The sequence below is a fragment of the Salinivibrio sp. IB643 genome (assembly GCF_001996105.1).
Lineage (GTDB): Bacteria > Pseudomonadota > Gammaproteobacteria > Enterobacterales > Vibrionaceae > Salinivibrio > Salinivibrio costicola.
In genome coordinates, this window is record NZ_MUFF01000002.1 from 19698 (window position 1) to 40990 (window position 21293).

General features: G+C 47.6%; 16 protein-coding genes and 3 pseudogenes. 4 read left to right on the forward strand and 15 right to left on the reverse strand.

All coding sequences use genetic code 11. From position 1 onward, the window contains the following. Positions 1–52: 52 nt before the first annotated feature. From BZG77_RS01055 to cysP, 6 genes are all read right to left on the reverse strand, one after another. On the reverse strand, positions 53–1216 hold the full coding sequence (locus BZG77_RS01055; RefSeq protein ID WP_077645941.1) for a DEAD/DEAH box helicase: 1164 nt from the start codon (positions 1214–1216) through the stop codon (positions 53–55). 443 nt (positions 1217–1659) lie between these two features. Continuing rightward, complete coding sequence (locus BZG77_RS15110; RefSeq protein WP_021023439.1) at positions 1660–1791, reverse strand: hypothetical protein; 132 nt, start codon at positions 1789–1791, stop codon at positions 1660–1662. Positions 1792–2416: 625 nt separating this feature from the next. Next, positions 2417–3544, reverse strand: a complete 1128-nt coding sequence (locus BZG77_RS01065) for a sulfate/molybdate ABC transporter ATP-binding protein (protein ID WP_077645853.1) — start codon at positions 3542–3544, stop codon at positions 2417–2419. Positions 3545–3548: 4 nt separating this feature from the next. Next, positions 3549–4457, reverse strand: a complete 909-nt coding sequence (gene cysW / locus BZG77_RS01070) for a sulfate ABC transporter permease subunit CysW (RefSeq protein ID WP_077645854.1) — start codon at positions 4455–4457, stop codon at positions 3549–3551. A 10-nt stretch (positions 4458–4467) separates the two neighbouring features. Further along, positions 4468–5304 (reverse strand): sulfate ABC transporter permease subunit CysT, encoded by an 837-nt coding sequence (gene cysT / locus BZG77_RS01075; RefSeq protein WP_108743920.1) that lies wholly within the window; start codon positions 5302–5304, stop codon positions 4468–4470. A 58-nt stretch (positions 5305–5362) separates the two neighbouring features. Beyond that, a complete protein-coding gene (gene cysP, locus BZG77_RS01080; protein WP_077645856.1) occupies positions 5363–6367 on the reverse strand; it encodes a thiosulfate ABC transporter substrate-binding protein CysP in 1005 nt (334 codons plus the stop codon). A 226-nt stretch (positions 6368–6593) separates the two neighbouring features. Between cysP and cysM the strand changes: the two genes are divergently transcribed. Next, positions 6594–7487 carry a cysteine synthase CysM gene (gene cysM / locus BZG77_RS01085; RefSeq protein ID WP_077645857.1) on the forward strand — a complete coding sequence of 298 codons (894 nt, stop codon included), beginning with the start codon at positions 6594–6596 and terminating at the stop codon, positions 7485–7487. An 86-nt stretch (positions 7488–7573) separates the two neighbouring features. On the opposite strand, the gene BZG77_RS01090 is transcribed toward cysM, so the two are convergent. Both BZG77_RS01090 and BZG77_RS01095 read right to left on the reverse strand, forming a co-directional pair. Beyond that, positions 7574–7987, reverse strand: a complete 414-nt coding sequence (locus BZG77_RS01090) for a YeeE/YedE family protein (protein WP_077645858.1) — start codon at positions 7985–7987, stop codon at positions 7574–7576. Between the two features lie 15 nt (positions 7988–8002). Next, complete coding sequence (locus BZG77_RS01095; protein WP_077645859.1) at positions 8003–8428, reverse strand: YeeE/YedE family protein; 426 nt, start codon at positions 8426–8428, stop codon at positions 8003–8005. A 254-nt stretch (positions 8429–8682) separates the two neighbouring features. Here BZG77_RS01095 and BZG77_RS01100 point away from each other — a divergent pair, with 254 nt between their 5' ends. Continuing rightward, positions 8683–10164, forward strand: a complete 1482-nt coding sequence (locus tag BZG77_RS01100) for a putative bifunctional diguanylate cyclase/phosphodiesterase (protein ID WP_077645860.1) — start codon at positions 8683–8685, stop codon at positions 10162–10164. A gap of 70 nt (positions 10165–10234) precedes the next feature. On the opposite strand, the gene BZG77_RS15185 is transcribed toward BZG77_RS01100, so the two are convergent. From BZG77_RS15185 to BZG77_RS01115, 4 genes and pseudogenes are all read right to left on the reverse strand, one after another. Then, on the reverse strand, positions 10235–10507 hold the full coding sequence (locus tag BZG77_RS15185; RefSeq protein WP_439438228.1) for a methyl-accepting chemotaxis protein: 273 nt from the start codon (positions 10505–10507) through the stop codon (positions 10235–10237). 375 nt (positions 10508–10882) lie between these two features. Continuing rightward, a pseudogene (locus BZG77_RS15190) lies at positions 10883–11977 on the reverse strand (PAS domain S-box protein); the annotation flags it as partial. A gap of 198 nt (positions 11978–12175) precedes the next feature. Further along, positions 12176–13876, reverse strand: a complete 1701-nt coding sequence (locus tag BZG77_RS01110; protein ID WP_077645862.1) for an FAD-dependent oxidoreductase — start codon at positions 13874–13876, stop codon at positions 12176–12178. A gap of 10 nt (positions 13877–13886) precedes the next feature. Continuing rightward, positions 13887–14078, reverse strand: a complete 192-nt coding sequence (locus BZG77_RS01115; RefSeq protein ID WP_077460700.1) for a YgaP family membrane protein — start codon at positions 14076–14078, stop codon at positions 13887–13889. Between the two features lie 259 nt (positions 14079–14337). Between BZG77_RS01115 and BZG77_RS01120 the strand changes: the two are divergent. Both BZG77_RS01120 and BZG77_RS01125 read left to right on the forward strand, forming a co-directional pair. Continuing rightward, positions 14338–14630 (forward strand): annotated as a pseudogene (locus BZG77_RS01120) (ArsR/SmtB family transcription factor). A 135-nt stretch (positions 14631–14765) separates the two neighbouring features. Beyond that, a pseudogene (locus BZG77_RS01125) lies at positions 14766–15835 on the forward strand (efflux RND transporter permease subunit); the annotation flags it as partial. Positions 15836–16196: 361 nt separating this feature from the next. On the opposite strand, the gene BZG77_RS01130 reads toward BZG77_RS01125, so the two are convergent. The 3 genes from BZG77_RS01130 to BZG77_RS01140 all read right to left on the reverse strand — a co-directional run bounded on the left by BZG77_RS01130 (position 16197) and on the right by BZG77_RS01140 (position 21046). Next, a complete protein-coding gene (locus BZG77_RS01130; protein ID WP_077645863.1) occupies positions 16197–16928 on the reverse strand; it encodes a substrate-binding periplasmic protein in 732 nt (243 codons plus the stop codon). A gap of 27 nt (positions 16929–16955) precedes the next feature. Further along, on the reverse strand, positions 16956–18509 hold the full coding sequence (locus tag BZG77_RS01135; protein WP_077645864.1) for a methyl-accepting chemotaxis protein: 1554 nt from the start codon (positions 18507–18509) through the stop codon (positions 16956–16958). Between the two features lie 533 nt (positions 18510–19042). Further along, on the reverse strand, positions 19043–21046 hold the full coding sequence (locus BZG77_RS01140) for a hypothetical protein (RefSeq protein WP_077645865.1): 2004 nt from the start codon (positions 21044–21046) through the stop codon (positions 19043–19045). Positions 21047–21293 lie beyond the last annotated feature (247 nt).

Genomic DNA, 21293 nt, shown 5'->3' on the forward strand with positions numbered 1-21293 from the left:
ACGGTGAGCATAAAGCTCGCCGTTTTTTGTCGCGATCATTGTTTGCACATTATCACTTGGGCGCAGTCAGCGGCACCGGCTTTTTGGGCTCAAAGCCTTCGATGATGCGACGTTCAAGTGGGTGCCCGAGACGTGCTTCAATCATGCGCAAGTTTTTGGTGTTGTCTTTTGAGACCAATGAAATCGCTTCGCCTTGAGCACTGGCACGGCCGGTACGGCCAATCCGGTGTACGTACTCGTCGGCCGGGAAGGGTAGATCGTAATTGACTACACGCTCAAGCGACTTAATATCAATGCCGCGTGCGGCGACACCGGTGGCAATTAAAAATTGGATGTCACCGTTTTTAAAGTCTTCCAGCAATTGGGTCCGCACGGCTTGGCTGCGTCCACTGTGAAACGCTTCAGCGGCAATGCCCCGTTTTTCCAACTGGGTGGCGAGTTTGGCGGCGCCGTGTTTGGTTTCGATAAAAATTAACGCCTGCGTCCAGCCATTTTCTTTAATCAAATGGCTAAGCAGAGCGGATTTCTTATCTTTATCGACCGGAATGCACCACTGAGTAATATTGTCTTTCGAGGCATCTCGTGCAGCAATACTGATTTCTTTGCCTTCATCACCAATGGTTGCTTTGGCCAGATCACGCACTTTATTAGACAAGGTGGCAGAAAACAGCAGGCATTGCGTGCTTGCCGGTAAGCGGTCGAGAATGTTTTGAATTGCATCAATAAAGCCCATATCGAGCATACGATCGGCTTCATCCAGCACCAGCACTTCTACTTCATCTAGATAGACGGCACGTTGGCTGAGTAAATCGCGCAGGCGCCCTGGCGTGGCGACCAAAATGTCGACGCCTTCGATCAAGGCTTGCTTTTGTGCCTGCTCGTCCATGCCGCCAACCATCGCTAAGGTTTTAAGCGCGGTAAACTGCGTATCTTGGCGGGCGCTTTCGGCGACTTGCAAGGCCAACTCTCTTGTTGGAGCAATCACCAATGCGCGAGCGCGCTTTTTGCGTCCCGCTTCACCGGCACACAACTTATCGATAATGGGCCAGATAAAACTTGAGGTTTTCCCGGTACCTGTTTGCGCAGCGGCAATCAGATCATGGCCTTGTTGGATGATCGGAATGGCTTTGGCTTGAATTGGCGTGGGGATGGTATAGCCGCGTTGGGCAATGGCTTGGCAAAGCGGGGCGCTTAACCCCAGTTTTTTAAATGGCATGGCAAACTCAACAAACAATGAACGCGCGCCCACCCATAAAAAGGGTGGAGACACTGAATGGCGTGGAGTCTAGCACGAACCCCACATCCACACGACGTAAAATCTGCTGGTGTCCTGAGTGCAGTCTGTTTTAAGCCGCGTACTTTCTCAGCTCATGCGGGTAAATACGCATGCCGTTTAATGTATTCTCATACACAGCTTGCTCTCGGAGATAAGACCAAGCATGGGCTTCTGTCCCTGTTTGCGCCGCTAATCAGTCGATAACAGCATCAATGTGTCGACCTGCATAGTCTTTGTGAGGGGTAAACAGTTCCTTAATGGCTGATAACATAACACGCTCCTTATGTGTAACTAAATTACATATCAGTATGTAAAAGCATAGTTTGTGTTTGAACTGTGATCAAGTTTAAACTTTATATCTGTACTAAATAACATTTTTGTAATTAGTTTTCATCTATGCGCTCTGCTTCGGCTGTTTTGGTCTTTTCTTCTATTTCTATCCCGCGATAGGGCTCGCCCTCATCATCATGCAGTTGGTGGTCATACGCCGCTTGTAGACCGGTGTCCTCGATCACTTCTTCATCCCATCCAGAGCGGCGCCAAGTACCGCAAACTTTGTGCTAGATGGGTTGGTCATGGGCCTCCTTAATCTGTATCTATACCGCTTAAATATTGCGCGGGTAAATGATGAGCAAATTGTTTTGGTTATCACCGGTGACGTCCAGCTTTTTGATAAGCCAAGGTAGAGCTTGGTGAGTAAATGACCAATAGAAACATGTGGCGGTTATTAATGATTTTGTCATTGTATTAGCACAGGGTCAGATAGTAGTTGATAGACTCACATTTATTCGATTATGTGGAGTACCAAAATTGAAACATGTGATATTGATGCTATTAACTGTTGCTCTTTTATCAGGCTGTCAGCTGACCCGTGTAGAAGGCGAGCTTGATAATGTAGAGGTGAAAGTGAACTCAAAAGATAGTGAGACGCGATCGTCTGGAAAGTTTTGCCCGCCTGGGCATGCCAAACAAGGTAAGTGTTAGAAAGATCATTGTTAAATATCACCAAGCACGCACAGGCGCGGCGGGGTAGAACTCACCCAGTTATATGCTAAGCGACAACCAGCAGGTGTTTGGGGGGTGACACCTGCTGTCTTTTTTCGTTGATAAGGATAGGGTCACCGCCACATAAAATGTTATTTAAATATCATAGACCAAGCTATCTGCCGCCAAAAATGGCCATTGTAGGCGGTGGGGGGCTGTATCGTCATGGTTAAAGAAATAACCAATATGTGGCATGGCATAAACGGTATCGCCCTTTTGATACGATGCGGCTTGCCAAGCATGATGAGTTAGGGTGGCCTCCCACAATTGATCACTTTCCCAACCTTGTGGTGCCAGTGATACGCGTACCTCGGCGCCGACAGGGTTGACTGATACCACGCGCATGGGCAATGATACCTGGCTGTTCGGTTTATCGGTGATCGTCAGCTCATGGCTGCGTACATACAAATCGCCGGATTGTTTGGTCTGCGCATTGAGGGCAGGTTCGATAAAGGCGTTACCATTTTTCCATACCCCTTGCTGAAATTGGCCGGAAAAGACATTCACGTTCCCCAAAAAATCAAACACAAATCGACTCTTCGGCGAAGCATACAGATCAACCGGGCTATCGACTTGTTCAATTTGCCCGTTACTCATCACCACCACCCGATCGGATAGCTCCAGCGCTTCATCTTGATCGTGAGTGACGAACAGGCTGGTGAATGCCATTTCATCATGTAGGCGTCGTAACCATTGTCGTAGTTCTTTACGTACTTGCGCATCTAATGCCCCAAACGGTTCATCCAAAAGTAAAATTTCTGGTTGCGTCGCGAGTGCACGTGCCAGAGCGATACGTTGTTTTTGTCCGCCCGATAATTGTTCGGGATAACGCTGACGAAGATGACCCAGCTGGACCACCTCGAGCAGCTCGTTAACTCGTTGAGTGATGGCGGCCGCTGAAGGGCGCTCGCGCCGCGGCATGACTTGTAAGCCGAACGCAATGTTTTCAGCGACTGTCATGTGTTTAAACAAAGCGTAGTTTTGAAAGACAAAGCCAACGCGTCGATCGCGAACATGCACCTGGGTGACATCGCGTTCGCCAAAATGGATTTGGCCACTATTGCTGTTTTCTAACCCCGCAATAATCCGCAGTAACGTGGTTTTTCCCGAACCTGATGGTCCAAGTAACCCCATCATTTCACCCTTTTCTATGGTGAGAGATAGCGGCGAAAGTGCTTGAAACTGGCCAAAGTGTTTGGTGATATTGTCTAATTGAATTTGCATTATGTTACTGCTCACTCTGGGTCGTTTGTGGGATAAATTGGGCTGGCGTTGACGCGCTGTGCTCATCAAGCGGCGTTACATTTGTCTGTGCGCGTTGCTGACGCCACTCCACTAAGGCTTTGAACGCTAACGTTGCCAATGCCATAAAGGCAAGCAATGAGGCACAAGCGAACGCGGCTTGGGTTTGATAGTCTTCATACAGAAGCTGCACTTGCAAAGGTAAAGTATTGGTTTGGCCACGAATGCTACCTGACACCACTGCCACCGCGCCAAACTCACCGATGGCCCGGGCATTGGTCAAGATCACCCCGTATATCAGGGCCCACTTGATGTTCGGTAAGGTGACGCGTCGAAACAGTTGCCACCAAGACGCCCCTAAAATCACCGCCGCTTCTTCTTCGGCGTGCCCTTGCTGTTGCATCAGCGGAATAAGCTCGCGAGCAACAAAGGGGCAGGTGACAAAAAGGGTGACTAAAACAATGCCAGGCAGTGCAAACATCACTTGTAAATCATGCTCAAACAACCACGCGCCTAGCCAGCCGTTACTACCGTACAGCAGCAAATAGAGTAGACCAGCGACCACAGGTGATACCGCGAAGGGAATATCAAWCAAGGTGGTGACCAGTTTTCGGCCTGGGAACTGAAACCGAGTTACCGCCCATGCGAGCATGACACCAAACACTAAGTTAACCGGCACCGTGATAACGGCAACCAATAGCGTTAACCCAATCGCATGGCGTGTATCGGGGGCAAGAAGGTGCTCAAAATAGGTACCAATACCGTCAGAAAATGCAATAGAAAAAATGCTCAATAAGGGAAGCACCAACACGAGCGCAACCAGTATCAGCATTAAGCCAATCAAACTACGTTTGATCCAAACAGAATCACCGATTCGGGCAGTGTGGGGAGTCATAAAGCTATCCTTAGCGACCGTGAATACGTTTTAAGTAGCGGCCTTGCCATAGGTTGATCGCAAACAGTAACGACAATGATGCCATCAAGATCACTGAAGCAATGGCGCTTGCCGCTGGGAAATTAAACTCTTGCAAACGGACAAAAATCATCAATGAGGTGATCTCGCTGACGTAAGGCGTATTGCCCGCAATAAAAATCACGGCCCCAAATTCGCCAAGACTGCGCGTAAAAGATAAGGCGATACCTACTAATAAAGCGGGTCTGATGGTCGGCAGGATAACGCGCCAAAACACGGCAAAATCGCTTGCGCCTAATAAGGTGCCAGCTTCTTCTTCCTCTTGAGAAATTTCTTCCAGTACGGGCTGTACGGTGCGCACGACAAACGGCAGGCTGGTAAACATCATCGCAATCATAATGCCTATCGGCGTATAAGCCACTTGTATACCGAGGTTCGCGAGTACGCTACCTATCCAGCCATTATCGGCATACAAGGTAGCGAGGGTGACACCGGCGACTGCGGTGGGCAGTGCGAAAGGCAAATCCACCAACGCGTCAATAAAGCGTTTACCCGTAAAATCGTACCGCACCAACACCCACGCAAAGAGCAGTCCAATCGCACCATTAAATAAGGAAGCGATAAGCGCCGCGCCGGCCGTGACTTTATAACTGGCGACAATACGTGGGTCTGAGATGGCAAACCAATATTCCTGCCAAGTCATTTGACTGGTTTGCATGATTAAACCACTGGCTGGCAGTAGTAAAATCAGACTGATAAACAATAGCGATACGCCCAGACTGATACCAAACCCTGGGAGTACGCGCTGATGACGCACTCCCCGTGGCATAGATTGGCGTTGATGCGATAACGATGGCATAACGTCTCGATTTAAGTCGTAATAGCAATTAGCGGCGCTGGAGCTGGTCTAGCTTTCCGCCACTAGCAAAGTGGGTTTTCATCGCCTTATCCCAGCTACCTGAAATCTCTTCTACCGTCAGTAATTCAACCTGAGGGAAGCGATCGGCATACTCGTCTGCGACGGTTTGGTGATGAACGCGGTAATTAAAGTTAGCCAGTAAGCGCTGCGCTTTTTCACTGTAAAGATAAGACAAATACTCTGTCGCCAGTTCAGTGGTGCTATTGCGTTTAGCATTTCGCTTTACCACGGCAACGGGGAATTCAGCCAGGATCGAGGTTTTAGGCACCACGATATCGTAATCATCACTGCCATATTGTTGGCGGATGTTATTCACCTCTGATTCGAAGGTAACTAAGACATCGCCAATGCCACGTTCAACAAATGAGGTGGTTGCGCCACGGCCGCCGGTATCAAATACGGCCACATTGGCGAGTAACTGCTTCAAAAACGCATCTTGCTGTTCGGTGTTGTCTTTGCCAAACGTTTTTTGCGCATAACCGAGCGCGGCTAAATAGGTATAGCGCGCATTGCCTGAGGTTTTTGGGTTAGGAAAGACCGATGCGACATCGTCTTTGGCCAGGTCGTCCCAGTTTTCAATATTTTTGGGATTGCCTTTACGTACCAAAAAGGCGGTGGTGGAATAATAGGGCGAGCTGCTATTGGGGAAGTTGTCTTTCCAATTGGCATCGATCAGTTTGCCACGATCGTGCAGTACCTGCACATCAGTGACTTGGTTAAAGGTGACGACATCTGCTTGCAGTCCTTGCATAATTGCGCGCGCTTGCGCCGATGAACCGCCATGGGATTGCTTAATCGTTACGGAGTCGCCGGTTTTTTCTTGCCAGTGCTCTGCGAACAGTGGGTTGTAGTCGGCAAAAAGCTCCCTTGCGATATCATAAGAAGAGTTCAACAGTGTTTGTTCAGCGGCGGATACCTGTGCGCTGTTGGTGGCAAGTAGGGCCGACAGAGCCAGCGTTTTGAATATCTTCATTGTAATGTTCCTTAATGACCGGTTGATGCTTGTTCAACAAAAGAAGTCGCTATAAGTCACAGAATAAAAGCAATCATTAGGAATAAAAAACAGTTTTACTATAACTATTTTGTATATGTTAGTGACAATTTATCTGCGTGCCAGTGATAAACCCTTGTAACATGGCGTTTATAGACAGTGCCCCACGGCATGACGCCAGTGAAAAAGATAGGCAGAGGTAAGAGACGTGACTGATTTCCCAACGCTTGAAGACTACGTAGGACAAACACCCTTGGTACGCTTGCAGCGTCTAGGCGCTGATACGGGGAGTACTGTTTTGGTTAAACTTGAAGGCAATAACCCGGCCGGTTCAGTCAAAGATAGGCCCGCGCTGAACATGATTGTGCAGGCCGAAACGCGGGGAGATATCCAACCGGGCGATACCTTGATTGAAGCGACCAGTGGCAACACCGGGATAGCGCTGGCAATGGCGGCGGCGATTAAAGGCTATCGTCTGATTTTAATCATGCCTGAAAATGCTACCCAGGAGCGCAAAGATGCGATGCGTGCCTATGGCAGTGAGTTGATTCTCGTCTCTCAAGCGTCGGGAATGGAAGGTGCGCGTGATTTGGCGTTATCCATGCAGGCACAGGGCAAGGGCAAAGTGTTGGATCAGTTCAATAATCCGGATAACTTTCAGGCTCATGTGACCGGTACAGGGCCTGAAATTTGGCAGCAAAGCCAACAAAAAATCACCCACTTTATTGCCAGCATGGGCACCACAGGCACCATTGTGGGCACATCAAAGTACCTAAAAACGCAAAACCCCGCGATACAAACCATTGGCTTGCAGCCGACAGAAGGCAGTGCCATCCCTGGGATACGGCGCTGGCCGGCTGAGTATTTACCGGGTATTTATACCGATGAGCATATCGATGTGGTGATGGATATTTCTGAGCAAGACGCCAAAGAAACGGCGCGAGCATTAGCGCGAGAAGAGGGGATTTGTGCGGGTGTGAGCGCTGGCGGGGCCGTATATGCGGCACTGCAAGTTGCCAAAGCTGACCCCGGCTCTGTGGTGGTGGCCATTATTTGCGATCGCGGCGATCGTTATTTGTCGTCGGGATTGTTCTCGTCGTAATAGGATAAACCGTGAGCAGGCGGCGATTGTGCCGCCTGCTCTTTTTTACTCGTTGTTTATTAACTTTCTGTCGCGAGAGCGCGGTTTTAGCTGGCATTGAACACTTGTACAAGCCGCATCCCCACTAGCATGCTAATCACAAATAGACCGATCGGTAGTGCGCCGGAGCCAATAGCCGTGATTGCCGGGCCTGGGCAAAGTCCGGCGAGTCCCCAGCCGGTGCCAAAGAGTAATGCACCGCCGATGAGTTTTTTATCAAGCGTTTGCGTCTTGGGCAGACAAAATTGATCGGCCAGTACGGGTTTTTTCTGCCGACGTACGGCCAAAAAGTAGCCGGGAACAAAGACCAGCAGCGCACCGCCCATCACAAACGCAAGGCTGGGATCCCATTGGCCGAATACATCCAGAAAGCCAATTACCTTAGCGGGATTGACCATGCCTGACACCATCATACCCACACCGAAGATAAAGCCTGAGAGTAGAGCAACAAGCCGAAACATAAGCGATAAACGTCCTTAAAGGTGTAAACGAACAAAAACAGTGACAAAGGCAGCACCCATAAAAGTGAGCGTTGCCACGATTGAGCGTTTCGATAAGCGACCCATGCCACAAATGCCATGACCACTGGTACAGCCGTTACCTAATTTGGTGCCTATCCCGACCAGCAACCCCGCGAGGACGGCAACCATAGGTGTGAGTGCAGGCGCAAGGCTTGTGTAGTTGGGTAGTTCAAAACCGATAAATGGCATGAAGACCCCCGCACTGATCATACCCAGCAAAAACAGACCTCGCCATTGAGCTTCACGGCCGTGTGATGATAACGCGCCTGACACAATACCGCTGATCCCGGCAATACGGCCATTGAGTGCTAAAAGGGCGAGACAGGCAGTGCCAACCAGCATGCCACCAAACAAGGCATCCCATGGGATTTGAAACGTCATGATTTTCCTCTCAGTGAGTCAAAAAACGTTACGGCTAAATGAGAAGGGTAGCATACTCGGATACATAAATAAGTCAATACTAATTTAGGTTGTTTTTATGTTTAGGCGGGCAGGCGCAGGCGGTTTGCACTCGTTGGTGTAAGTAAAAGGTTACCGCGGTGAAGCGATAGAACTGTTATGATTAGCGGCGGCGATAAAAGATGCAATAATTAATGATAAGTTAATAAGCGAGACGAAGAGGTTAAGAAGTGTTAATGAAAAAAACAGCGTACTACGCACTAAAATTGGCCTTAATCTACTTCTTTTTTGCTTCTTTATGGGTGCTGTTTTCCGATAAATTGGTTAACGTGCTGTCCGATAATCTTGAAATGTTTACTTGGGCACAGTCTCTCAAGGGGCTGCTGTTTGTCGTTATTACCTCAGTGTTACTTTGGGCGTTGGCACAGAAAAATTATCGTGATTTAGAGCGAGCGAGTGACATCGATACGGTTACCGGGCTTCATAGTCCCTCCGTGTTCATTCGTCGCGCTGATACATTACTGCAGCATGCTAATGCGGAATCATGCTATACGTTGTTTGTGCTTGACATTGATGACTATACATCGGTAACGAATAAGCTGGGCTTTGATCGCACCAATCAACTGCTGATTGGGGTGGCGCGTAAAATAGATACGCCCACCGTGCCTGAAAACCTAACCTCGAGAATTCACTCCGATAGATTCGCATGTTTGCTGACGTTACCCAATGTTAGCGAAATGACGCCATACATTGACAAGTTACATCGTCAGTGTAACCAGTTTTTGCAACGATACGATAGAGACATTACCTGTTCGGTAGGCGTGGCGGTGTTTGACTCGGATGGAGAAGACACCACGGCTTTAATGACAGCGGCGACACGCGCATTGAACGAAGCGAAGAAGCATAAAAATGCCGTTGCATATCATGATATCTATCTGACAGAAGAGGCTAAAAAGCGGCAAAACCTGGTTAATGATCTTAAGCAGGCGATTGATACCAATAAAATCGATGTTGTTTTCCAGCCTCAATACCATGTGGTTTCTGGCCAATTAAGTGGTTTAGAAGTATTGGCAAGATGGACACATGATCAATATGGCAATATACCCCCGAGTGTGTTTATTCCTCTCGCTGAAGAGCAGCATTTTTGCGAGGATTTAACGGCACTGGTGTTAGAAAAAGCCACCAAACAACTGAATGAAAGTCAGCTGCTAGGTAATATGGTTAAACGGGTATCGGTCAATATCTCTGCGGTTGAATTTAACAGTGTGGATGCGATAGCACGTATCGATACCTATTTGCAGTCCAACCCTGAATTCGCTCGTTATCTTTGCCTGGAGATCACAGAAACTGCCGCATTAGATGACATTATTGAGTGCGCGCGAGTGGTTGACACGCTTAAACGCCATGGCGTCACCTTTTCGATTGATGATTTTGGGGTCGGCTATACCTCGTTAGGTATGTTTAACCGGATCAACGTCGATGAAATTAAGATTGATCGTAGTTTTATTCAAGCGATGGAAACCGATAGTCGCGCCAAAGCGATCACCGCTGGCATTATCGATATCGCTAAACGACTGGATATTAACGTGGTAGCTGAAGGGGTAGAGACCCACACTCAACTTATGCTGTTAAAGCAGCTTGATTGTCAACACGTGCAGGGTTTCTATCTAGGCTATCCAGCGCCTTTAGAGCAGTTGGCTGTAGCCCAGTCGGTTTAATGGTCATGACTTTGGCCAACGTATAAAAAGAAAAAAGCGCGAGTGTTTTGATCTCGCGCTTATTGACGCTTTAGCTTTCAATGTCGTTCAATAAAACCGCAAGCTCATCAATGCTTTGCACGGTACTTTCTACCAACTCGCTAATTTGTTTGCTCGACTGGTGAGAGACTTGAGCTAATTGGCGAACTTCATCGGCGACCACCGCAAAGCCGCGTCCGAGCTCACCGGCACGAGCGGCCTCGATCGCTGCGTTCAGTGCCAGAAGATTGGTGCGCTCGGAAATGTTGTTGATAGTATCAATAATTTTCATCACTTCCTGGCTTGACTGAGAAACGGACTGCATTGATGTTTGCGTTTTTGCCACGGTTTTACGTCGAGCACTGATATCAATACCAAACATGACATAATTGAGTATATTGCCGGAAAAATCTTTGAGTACACAAATCCTCGCATCAATTGCGAGTTGCTCCCCTTTTCCATTAAACTCAATGAGGGTAGAGGCATGGCCTTGTTTATCGATACTTTCTTTTAATTCGTGTGTGATTTTATGGTAGATGTCATAGGAGGCGTCTTCGCATCGCGTACCGATATTTTTCAAGGCGTCTTCAAATAGAGAGTTTATGGAATCAAGTTTACCGTCGGGGCAAATTTCCATAATAACTAATGCGCCGCTGATAGCATCTAATTTGCGGGTGAAATCTAAGTAGGTTTGTTTTACCTGAGTAATATTGGCCTGCACAGAGATATAGTGCGTAATATGGTGGTTGTCGTCCCAAATAGGGTTGATAGAAAGCGATATCCAGTAAGGCTGCCCATCTTTAGTATAATTTAGAATCTCATCATAGAAGGGCTCATGGCGGGCAAGATGATCACGAATGTTTTGCACGGTTTCAGGACTAGTATCTGCTCCTTGAAGAATATGACCAGGCTTTTTCCCTCTCATCTCATCTAAGCTATAGCCTGACATCCGCTCAAAACCACGGTTTACATAAACCACTTTCCCTTGAGGGTTAGTCACGACAACTGCGTTATCGGTTTCGTTTGCCACCATGGACAATAACTGCATTTCTTCCCGGCGTTGCACAGTCTCAGTGACATCTTTTACAAAGGCAGTATAAAGTGTTCGATTACCAAGATGTACCTTCGATAGTGAGAGCTGCCCCCAGAGTCGATGACCATCCTTATGTTCGATCTCGACTTCTCTACTGGTGCCAACAATTCTATCTTCGCCGGTCTTTCGGTTGCGATTTACATAGTCATCATGGTTGGCTTGGATTGCATGAGGCACCAACATTTTAACGTTCTTGCCATGAACATCTTCTTTGCTGTATCCCCACAGCTGCTCGGCCGCTTTGTTACAAAAGGTAATACAATTGTTTTCATCAATACACACCACAGCATCAAGCGCTTGTTCGAGGGTTTGGGTCATCATCTCTCGCGCATCTCGTTCAGCGGTAACATCACGAACAAATGCCGTGTAATGAATTTTGCCAGAGACGCGTATCTTGGATAAAGACAGTTGCACCCAAGTCAATGAGCCGTCTTTTCGTCTAAGCTGCACTTCACGAGAACGCCCGACGATGCGATCTTCGCCCCCAGATCTGTGTCGGTTGACGTAGCTGTCGTGGTTGGCTTGTAATTCGGTGGGGATCAGCATTGCTACGTTCTTTCCTTTCACCTCGCTTGCTGAATATCCCCAAATGTCCTCTGCTGCCTGATTAAAGAAAGTGATGTTATTGTGGTGATCAATGGTGACAACCGCGATAATTGCTTGCTCAAGCGCTTGTAGGTGAGAGTTAGAACGACCTAGCATATTGATCCTCTCTGTTAATGGCCTTAAAGCTGTGGGACAAAAGGAGTGAGCCCTAAGTCGGTACCTTGATTATCAACAAAACTGACAAATTATGATGATAACTTAATAGGTATAAGCCAGGTTGGGCGGGTTTTCCAATAAACAAAAAGCGCGAGCATTGGCTCGCGCTTGTGGCTTTTGACTGGCAATGATTCGTATTTAAGCTGTGGCAAACTTGTAAGTGCGATAGCCGCCCAGTAAATTACGGGCTTTAAAGCCATGATTGACTAACTGGCGATAGGCGACGTTGCCGCGCAAGCCGACTTGGCAGTAAATCAAAATTTCTTTGTCTTTGGGGAGCTCATGAATGCGCCCGCGCAGTTCGTCAACCGGAATATGGATATCGCCTTCGATATACTCACCGTTTTCGCGTTCAGGGGCATTGCGCACATCCAGAAGCACTTGGTCATCACCTAGGGTCGCTAAATCGTGATAATGAACCGCTTTTGCGTCACCTTTGATCAGGTTAGTTGCTACAAAAGCGGCTTGGTTGATCACATCTTTAGCACTGCCATACGGTGGGGCATAGGTCAGCTCCAAATGCTGTAGTTGCTCAACCGTCATCCCGGCACGCTGTGCAACCGCCATGACATCAATGCGTTTATCAATGCCATCTTTGCCTACCGCTTGTGCGCCTAAAATAGCGCCCGTGTTGGGTGCAAATAACATTTTAAACGAGACAATTTCTGCGCCCGGGTAGTAACCCGCATGGCTTGCCGCGTGAACATAGACTTTTTGGTAATCAATGTTGGCCTGTTTAAGTTGCTTCTCATTTTGGCCCACAGAGGCAACGGCCAGATCGAAAATCTTACAAATGGCGGTGCCTTGGGTGCCAAGATAATGCTCAGTGCTTCCTAGCATGTTGTCAGCGGCCATGCGCCCTTGACGGTTAGCCGGTCCAGCCAGTGGTACCAGCGTCGGCTTGTGAGTGACAAAGTCGATTTCTTCGACGGCATCCCCGACCGCATAAATATCTGGGTCTTGGGTCTGCATGGTGCTGTTGACCACGATCCCGCCTTTTTCACCAATCGCCAGGCCGGCCTGTTGTGCTAGGGTGACTTCAGGTTTTACGCCGACAGCCATGATCAACAATTCAGTGTGTAGCGTGTCACCATTATTTAGCGTGAGGCTCAGTAAACCTTCTAAGTGTTGCGGTTCACTGGGTTCACCGGCGTCATCACTGGCCACATGCGTGGTTGGAATGTATTCGGCCGACGCCAAGGCCGTCCCCAGGCGTAAATCAATGCCATGATCACGAATGCTCTGATGGGCAAAGCCTGCCATTTCGCGGTCAACCGGCGTCATCACCTGATCGGCCATTTCTAAAAGGGTGGTTTCAATGCCACGCTGATGGAGTGCTTCCATCATCTCAAGACCAATGAAGCCTCCGCCGACGACGGTTGCGTGACTGGGGTTGTTCATCTCGATGGTGTGCAAAATTGCATCCATGTCCGGGATGTTGCGCAAAGAATGCGTGAGTGGGTTATCTAAGCCAGGAATTGGCGGCATAATTGGCGCCGCGCCAGGGCTTAATAGTAATTTGTCGTAGCTCTCTTGATAGGTGCTGCCATCGGCCCGAGTGACCGTAACGGTTTTGTTTTCGCGGTCAATGTTACTGACGGCGCTATTAATACGCACATCGACATTAAAGCGCGCACGAAAACTATCTGGTGTTTGTAGCAAGAGCTTACTGCGATCCGTGATATCGCCACCGATATGGTAAGGCAAACCACAGTTAGCGAACGAAACGTAGGGGCCGCGTTCGAACATAATGATCTCAGCGTCCTCGGTCAGACGGCGTGCACGAGCTGCAGCAGAAGCGCCACCGGCGACGCCTCCAATAATTACTATCTTGGTCATTTTGACTCCGTTAAGCGTGACGTAATCCAAGTTTTTTCAGGAAAAAGGCTGCCGGACAAATCCCTGTAAACGCGCTTTGAATGAGGTTTACGCCCACGAATACAGTAAGCCAAACAAATTGGCTGTGCACGGTGAGGGTAAGTACCACAGAAAGCAGCACTATGCTGCCAGCGATCACGCGAACTGCATTTTCAATTGTCATTGTAAGACTCCTTTGCATTGATATTGCACCGTAGCTACCGCTCGACTGACGTTGGTTGCTTTGGGTGCGTGTCCTGTTATGTGGATTGAATCCAGCGTTAGTTTCACTGTAGTCGCTATGTTTAGAAAAGTCTAATGATAATATGTCTAAATTAGAGTTGACTAAATAATAAAGGGAGCTAAGCTTAATGAAGTCCTTACAACAGGAGCCTAACATGGTGGTTCAGACAGGGTTATATGAAAAAGATAATGTGCCTGATATGGACATTGGCGCAATGCGACAACAAGCATCGAAAGCGGCGACCTTGTTGAAGGTAATGGCGCATCCTGAGCGCCTGGTGGTGTTATGTCAGCTACTGGCTGGAGAGACCCATGTGGGACAGTTGCAACAAGGTTCGAGCCTCAGTCAGTCGGCGTTTTCTCAACACTTAAGCGTGCTCAAACGTCATCAACTGGTGAGCGTACGTAAATCATCACAGCAGGTATTTATCGCTTACGAGATCCCAACGTCGCGGATATTATCGCCACGTTACAACGCATCTATTGCCCGTAATCTTGATTTATTACTCGTTGTTGTGATGCTAACAACATATCAGACGGCGATGGTTAACTAAGTTATATCTAGGCATGTAGACGTTATATCTATTCCGTAAAGGATGCGCACGGACGACAGCAACAAGGAACTGCTATGCGAGATGATCAACCTCAAGGCCCGTTTATTACCCGTGTGATGAACAGTTTTTTTCCGCCTATTTTAATTGCGTTGGCGCTTTTGGTTGGGGCTGCCGCGCTGTGGCTTACACCCAAAGAAGAAGATCCGCAAATTGTGGTGCCGATGGCAGATGTGCTGATACAAGCACCGGGCTTAAGCGCGCAACAAGTGGCAAAGCAGGTGACGCAGCCGCTGGAGAAAAAAGTCAGTCAAATAGACGGGGTGGAGTATGTTTATTCCACGACACAAACCGGATCGGCGCGTGTGACCGTGCGTTTTTATGTTGGAGAAGATCGCGAGTCAGCGCTGGTCAAGCTATATAACAAGCTGTACGCCAACCAAGATGCGATCCCTGCCGCGGTGAGCGAGTGGGCGATTAAGCCAGTTGAAATTGATGATGTCCCTATTGTGATGGCGGCGCTGCGTAGCGATAAGCCAGATACTGTCGATCATTACGCGCTGCGTCGTATTGCTGAGCAAGCCACTTTGGATTTAAAAGCCCTTCCCCAAACCAATGTGGTTAACGTTGTCGGGGGTATGCCACGCCAGGTGTTAGTGGCTTTCGATCCGGCGGCAATGGCAAGTTATCAAATCAGTGTGGCCGATTTAACCCGTGCGTTTTCACTGAGTCATCAAAAACGTAACGCCGGTGATATTCAGCATCGAGGCCAGCGGTATGTCCTTGAAACCGGACAGTGGTATCAAAGCCGTGACGATATTCGCCAGTTAGTTGTCGCGGTTGTGAATGGCAAGCCTGTGTACTTACAAGATGTCGCCACGTTAAGTGATAGTTCCCGGAGGGCGTAGAGGTTGAGATTATTCGCAACTATGGTCAAACCGCTGATGCTAAAGTCAATAATTTAGTCTCGAGCTTAGGCATTGCCATGCTGACCGTGGTGGTGTTTGTGGGGCTGTTTTTAAACTGGCGCAGTGCCTTGGTCGTGGCCATCGCGATTCCGATTAGCTATGGCGCGGCGCTGGGGCTTGATCTCGCTTTTGGGTATTCCATCAATCGTGTCACCTTGTTTGCTCTGATTTTGGCGTTAGACGTTAAGCAACTGGTAAAACAGACGCAAGCAGGGCGCTGTGATGTATTTTTAGCATGCTACGAAATACTCGCAGGGTTCAAAGCGGCACAAGGCATTGATTATCTCGCTGGCGGGATGCAAGTCGAGCCGATTCCTGGCAATATGGGTGATAAGTTCTATATGATGATTTCGCGTGAATACCCAGAGGCTAATGATATAAAAGCATTGCTCGACCAAAACTTTGAATCCATGCGTCAGTCCGGTCAATTAAAATCAATACTTGATGGTTATTTAAACTAAACGTGCGAACTTAACGCACGTAAATAGTAATAAAAAAGGTGCAATCGCACCTCTTTTTATGTCATGGGTGCATTGTTTATTAATCGACACCGTATTTTTTCACGATTTTTTCAAATGTACCGTTTTCCTTGATAGCTTTAAGTCCTTGGTTATAAGCATCAATAATCGCTCTTCCATCTGGGTTGTCCTTACCACTCGTCACATGCAAAGCGTTGGTTGATAGTGACTTATCAGTAAAAGAAAACTGGTTACTATCAAGCCCTTCTTTTTGCATGACGGACTGGGCGACGATTTTATCTTCCAGAGTCAAATCTATTCGGCTGGCTAGTAACTTTCTTAAATTTTTTGCAAGATTATTGGCAACTGGTTTTTCAAAGTTTGTGGCACTTAAGAAGGCATCACCATAACCGTAATCACGCACAACACCAACGGCTTTACCCTCAAGATCATTCAAGTTAGAGAATTGGAAGCCATCGCCAGACCGTTTTATAAACGTCAGCTCGTTATCCATGTATGCATCACTATAGTGCAAAAATTCAGTGCGATCTTTGGTGTGCCACGTTGCCGGTAATATATCGATATTCCCTTTATTCACTGCATCCAGTGCACGTGCCCATGGCATATTTTTAAAGTCCACCTGATAGCCTTGTGTTTCCATGGCTGCTGTCACTAGCTCAACAGAAATACCAGGTCGCTCTGGATCCTCAGTCACGAAAGGTGGCCAAGGATCTTGCGCAGCTGTCAATGTTTTAGCTATGGCACTGGGTATAAGTAGTAATAACCCTAAGCCAACTGAGATTAACTTTTTCATGTGTTCTCCTTTTTATTAGCGCTTGAGCTAGGTTTTAAACTTCTCCATTTGCCCTTTGATATCCTCACTGAGCGTCAGCACTTTATCAGTGCGCGTGGCATTATCTTGTGCCCCTTCTGTAACCTGATTAGTCGCTTCTGAGGCCTCGTTAATCGCTTGGCTGACTTCATCGATGGCCTGACGCTGCTCATCGGTTGCTTGCGAAATCTGGCCGCTGCGCTCAGAAATATCCGTAATTGTTTCGCGCACTTGGCTAACGGATTCTTGTGATTCTGATACGCGTCCTGCGGTGCTTTCTAAGATGCTACTAATACGATTGATTTCTTTTTCAACCGATTCCGTTGCGTCACTCAGTGACTTAATGTTGGATTGGATTTTCTCAGTCGATTCGCTGGTTTTCACTGATAAGCTACGCACTTCATCGGCGACAACCGCAAACCCTCGCCCTTGTTCGCCCGCTCGTGCGGCCTCAATCGCGGCATTCAATGCTAATAAGTTTGTTTTTTCTGAAATATCGTTGATCACGTTGACGACACCTGARATTTTCTCCCCCTCTTCTAACAGCTTGTGCATTTCAGTATTCACATTTTCCATCTCAGTACGCATGTTAATAATTTCAGATGCTGAACTTTCAATAATGCCGTAGACTTGATTGACAAGATCGGTTGCATTGGCAGCATGTGTCGCTGCATCATTCGCTGTATCCGCAACCGTTGCTATCGACTGGTTCATTTGTGTTGCGGCCGCAGCGACGGTAGACAGGCTCTGTTTTTGCTGTTCTAAACGCTCGGCGTTGGTTCGTGCCATTTGTCCACTTTCTGCTGAGACGCTGGCGAGATTAATTGATGCTTGTGTCACTTCATTGACGATCTCACGAAGAGAGGCGGTGAAATGATTAATATGTTCGGTTATCTGAGCAAATTCTTTATACTTTGGCGCGGGGATAACTTTAGAAAGATCACCATCGCCACTGGCTAATTCACGAACTCTAGCAGTGAGATCATTGAGTGGTTTCACCACCGTTGCAGTGAGTGCCAGAATTAGGAACACAATAATGACAAGATCAAGCACGACGAGTTCGATAACGCTTCGTTTCAGTGTGTCTGCTAGTGCGGCTTCTAATCGCTCAGTATTGTAGAAAACTTGTAATGTACCGACTTGATTGGTTTCTCCATATTCGGTAAATGACAGCTCGGTCTCTTTCAGCATCATCGATTCGTACATCGATTTTTCATCATCACCAATCGTTTTTGCCTGCCTTTCACCGTCTTCGCCATTGTCTTGGCCAAGACGCAAAAACACCATGGTTTCGCCTTGTTTATCAAGCACTCTTACCGCTTTTATATCTGGCGCTTTGAGCTCGGCAGAAATGGATAACTTCGCCGCTTCCAAATCAAAATCCCAAATCGCTTTTGGGAGACTGAGGTTCATTCGGTTGGTGGCTTTAGCCACGGTGGTTTCAAGCGCGCTACTCAGTTCCTTTTTCGTGCTCTGGTAATCAATATAACTTGATATGCCTAACACGATAGAAACAGCAATAATCACTTGAGTGACAAGTATTGCTTTAAGACTCTTAAACATAGCGCTACTCTTCCATTTGTCTTTGCCGCACGATCCATTTCGATCGCTTTTATTGGTAAGGGAGATTATTCGCCCAAACGTTCTTTCATTATCTGTTCGATATCGATTTTTTTGAGTCCTTGATTAAAGGCATAGTCAGCACATCGGCACGAGCGGGTGTCGTGATCAGTAGTAATACTGAGAAAGCGAGTTTGAACAGGTGTTTGGGCATGGTGCCTCCAATTTTTTTATCTTCTTATAAGCGTAGACGAGATAAAAAATATGAGCGTCGTGATCTTTTTTACCTGTGATAACCGTGTGATTAATGTCTATAACGTGATGAAAGCTATAAATTTATATGCGCGCTCAACGTTTACATTGATAGCTAAATCATCAAAGAGAAAAAGGGTAGACCTTAAATTGTCTATCTTTTCAGTAGATACCCTATGCCGACTAGACAAAAATGCCGCTGTGATTACAGCGGCATGATAGCGGTTAATCGCGGACTAAACTGACGTTTTTGCATGAGCCCTCGTCGATGTCATGTCTGTTATCTATGGCGTACGACGCTGACTAGACGATTGTGATTTAGTCAGGGGCTGGTGATCATTTAGCCAAAACAGAGAGGTTGGGCGTTGTTTTATTTGGTTGATAACGGCGGATCGGACCGATGCGATGTCTAGCTCGCAGTTACGCGAGCGCAGCGCGACGAATAACGCGAGGCCAAAGCTGACCCACAGATTGATAAAGCCAATCATCAATACAAAAAACAGGCTGGATAAAACCGACAACCACGACTGGTAATCGCTAATATGCGCATAGGCCGCATGGGCAGAAGAAAAGGCAACATGGCGAATATCAAGCGGAACGTCAATAAGATAGCCTAAGTAACTGGTCATGCCTAAAAGCACACCAAAAATAAAGTTACCCCCCAATGCGCCATAGTTTTGATGAATATACAGCGCTATCCGCTCTCGTCGTTGAAGCGAGATTGCGCGGAATAACGGATGGCCGATTAACCGATCTTTCAACTCAATGTAGTCCGCCCGATTATCGAGTATGCCGGTAATAATACCTGACAAAAATAGCCAGACCCCAGCGATAGCGGCGTAAAGCCAGGCTAAACCATGGATCGGATGAATCGCAGCGGTTTGATAGGCCACTTGTTCGCTGTTTAGTACCGGGTTGCCATATAAATGGCTAAAAAGCAGACTAACCAACACACTTACGATAATTGCCGCGGTGATATTGCCCCAGACTGCAAACCACTGAGAACGATTCACATTGATCAGTAACCGTGCCAGCTTTTTACTACGCGTGCGCCCTTGTTTGTTCTTTTCTACATGTGCAGCAAAGTTTGCCGCGGTCATCGCCGGCTGCTTGGTGGCAATGGTAAAGTGTAAAATGTGCACCAGCATAAAGCCGACGCCGTAGTTTAAACTGACCAGTAATGCATTGTTAAGTGGTGATAATTGCAGGGTCTCGATATACATTTTTACCCATGCTAACAGGGCAATAATCACCCCTGCGCCGCAGGCGCCGCGCAGAATTTTAAAGTAATCGTTTTTGGTTTTGGCGATATAATGCTCGCCGTGGTTGCTCTTATTTTGTGTCACGCTTTGTGCGAATGTGCGGGTACTTTTGCGATAAATCGCGCGTACACTGTTGCGTTCAGTCACTGAAATAAGCAATTGCCGCCAGAGGTTTAATACGCAGCGTGCTTTTTGGTGTGGGTGCCGAAAGTCTAAGATTTGGATCAGGAGCACCATTCGGTTTAACGTTTGATCCAAGCGCTCAAGCATACGTGAAGCGTGCGCGGAGAAGCCCATTTGGTTAATACCACGAGCTCGGATCCGCTTAACCTGCTGCTGGCATTGCTCAATTATCACCCAAAAATGTGCCCTGTCTTTGGGATCCAACGTGTCGTTTTTAATCGCGTTCACAAGTTGGTGGGTTTCACGCTGCAATGCAATGAACGGTGAATCAACCTCGCTGAGACGCCGATCAATGCGCAATAACTCTGGGTCCAATTCCTCCGCGGCAATCCAGATAGAGAGCATTTCTAGCGAATAACACAACTCGCTTTTCATATAAGCCCCGGTTGAGCGAATTGCTTCTGGGGCGGCACTTTTTACTAATAGGCGGTATAGCTTAAACCAGCACTTATGAGAGATGGCTTTGACCCACGCTTTATCTTCCCCTCCCACAAAGTAACTTAATAGGTCGTTAATATCGTTACAGCGCTTAGGCGGTGGATTGACTTTGTTATAAAGTCGACCAAAAATGTCAGTCACAAGGCCGTTTTTAGAGAAAATCCCCAGCTGCACAAACGCCGGTGACAGCTTTATTTTCTTGGCCTCATTGCAAACGCTATTGGCAAAGAGCGTGGCTTGAGAGGGGGAGTTGGCTAACGCTAAGACAAGCTGCTCAAGACGCAACTCTGCTAGCTCGGGCGCACCCTCACGCAGGTAGGTAAAGAATACATCAAGGCGCTCTGTGTCAGTGGCACAGAGAGAGAAACCGTCTATCACTTTAAAGGCCGGTGTAATCGCAGGCATAAATCAATTTTCTTATCAGTAGATAGTCAACGCGCGCGTAGTCTACAAGAGGGAGAAAGCAGGGGGAAGCAAAAGCGCTCATTGGCAGTATGGCACAATGCAATCACGCTCTTTTTTCAGCCATAGCACAACTATCACCGCACAACTATGGCTATTCTGGGGTGCTCCCATCGCTGGCGCAATATTAGGCCCTTGGTGTATCGGTTTATCGGTGGCGAGAAAGAGTAATGAGCTGCGTGAAGAGAAA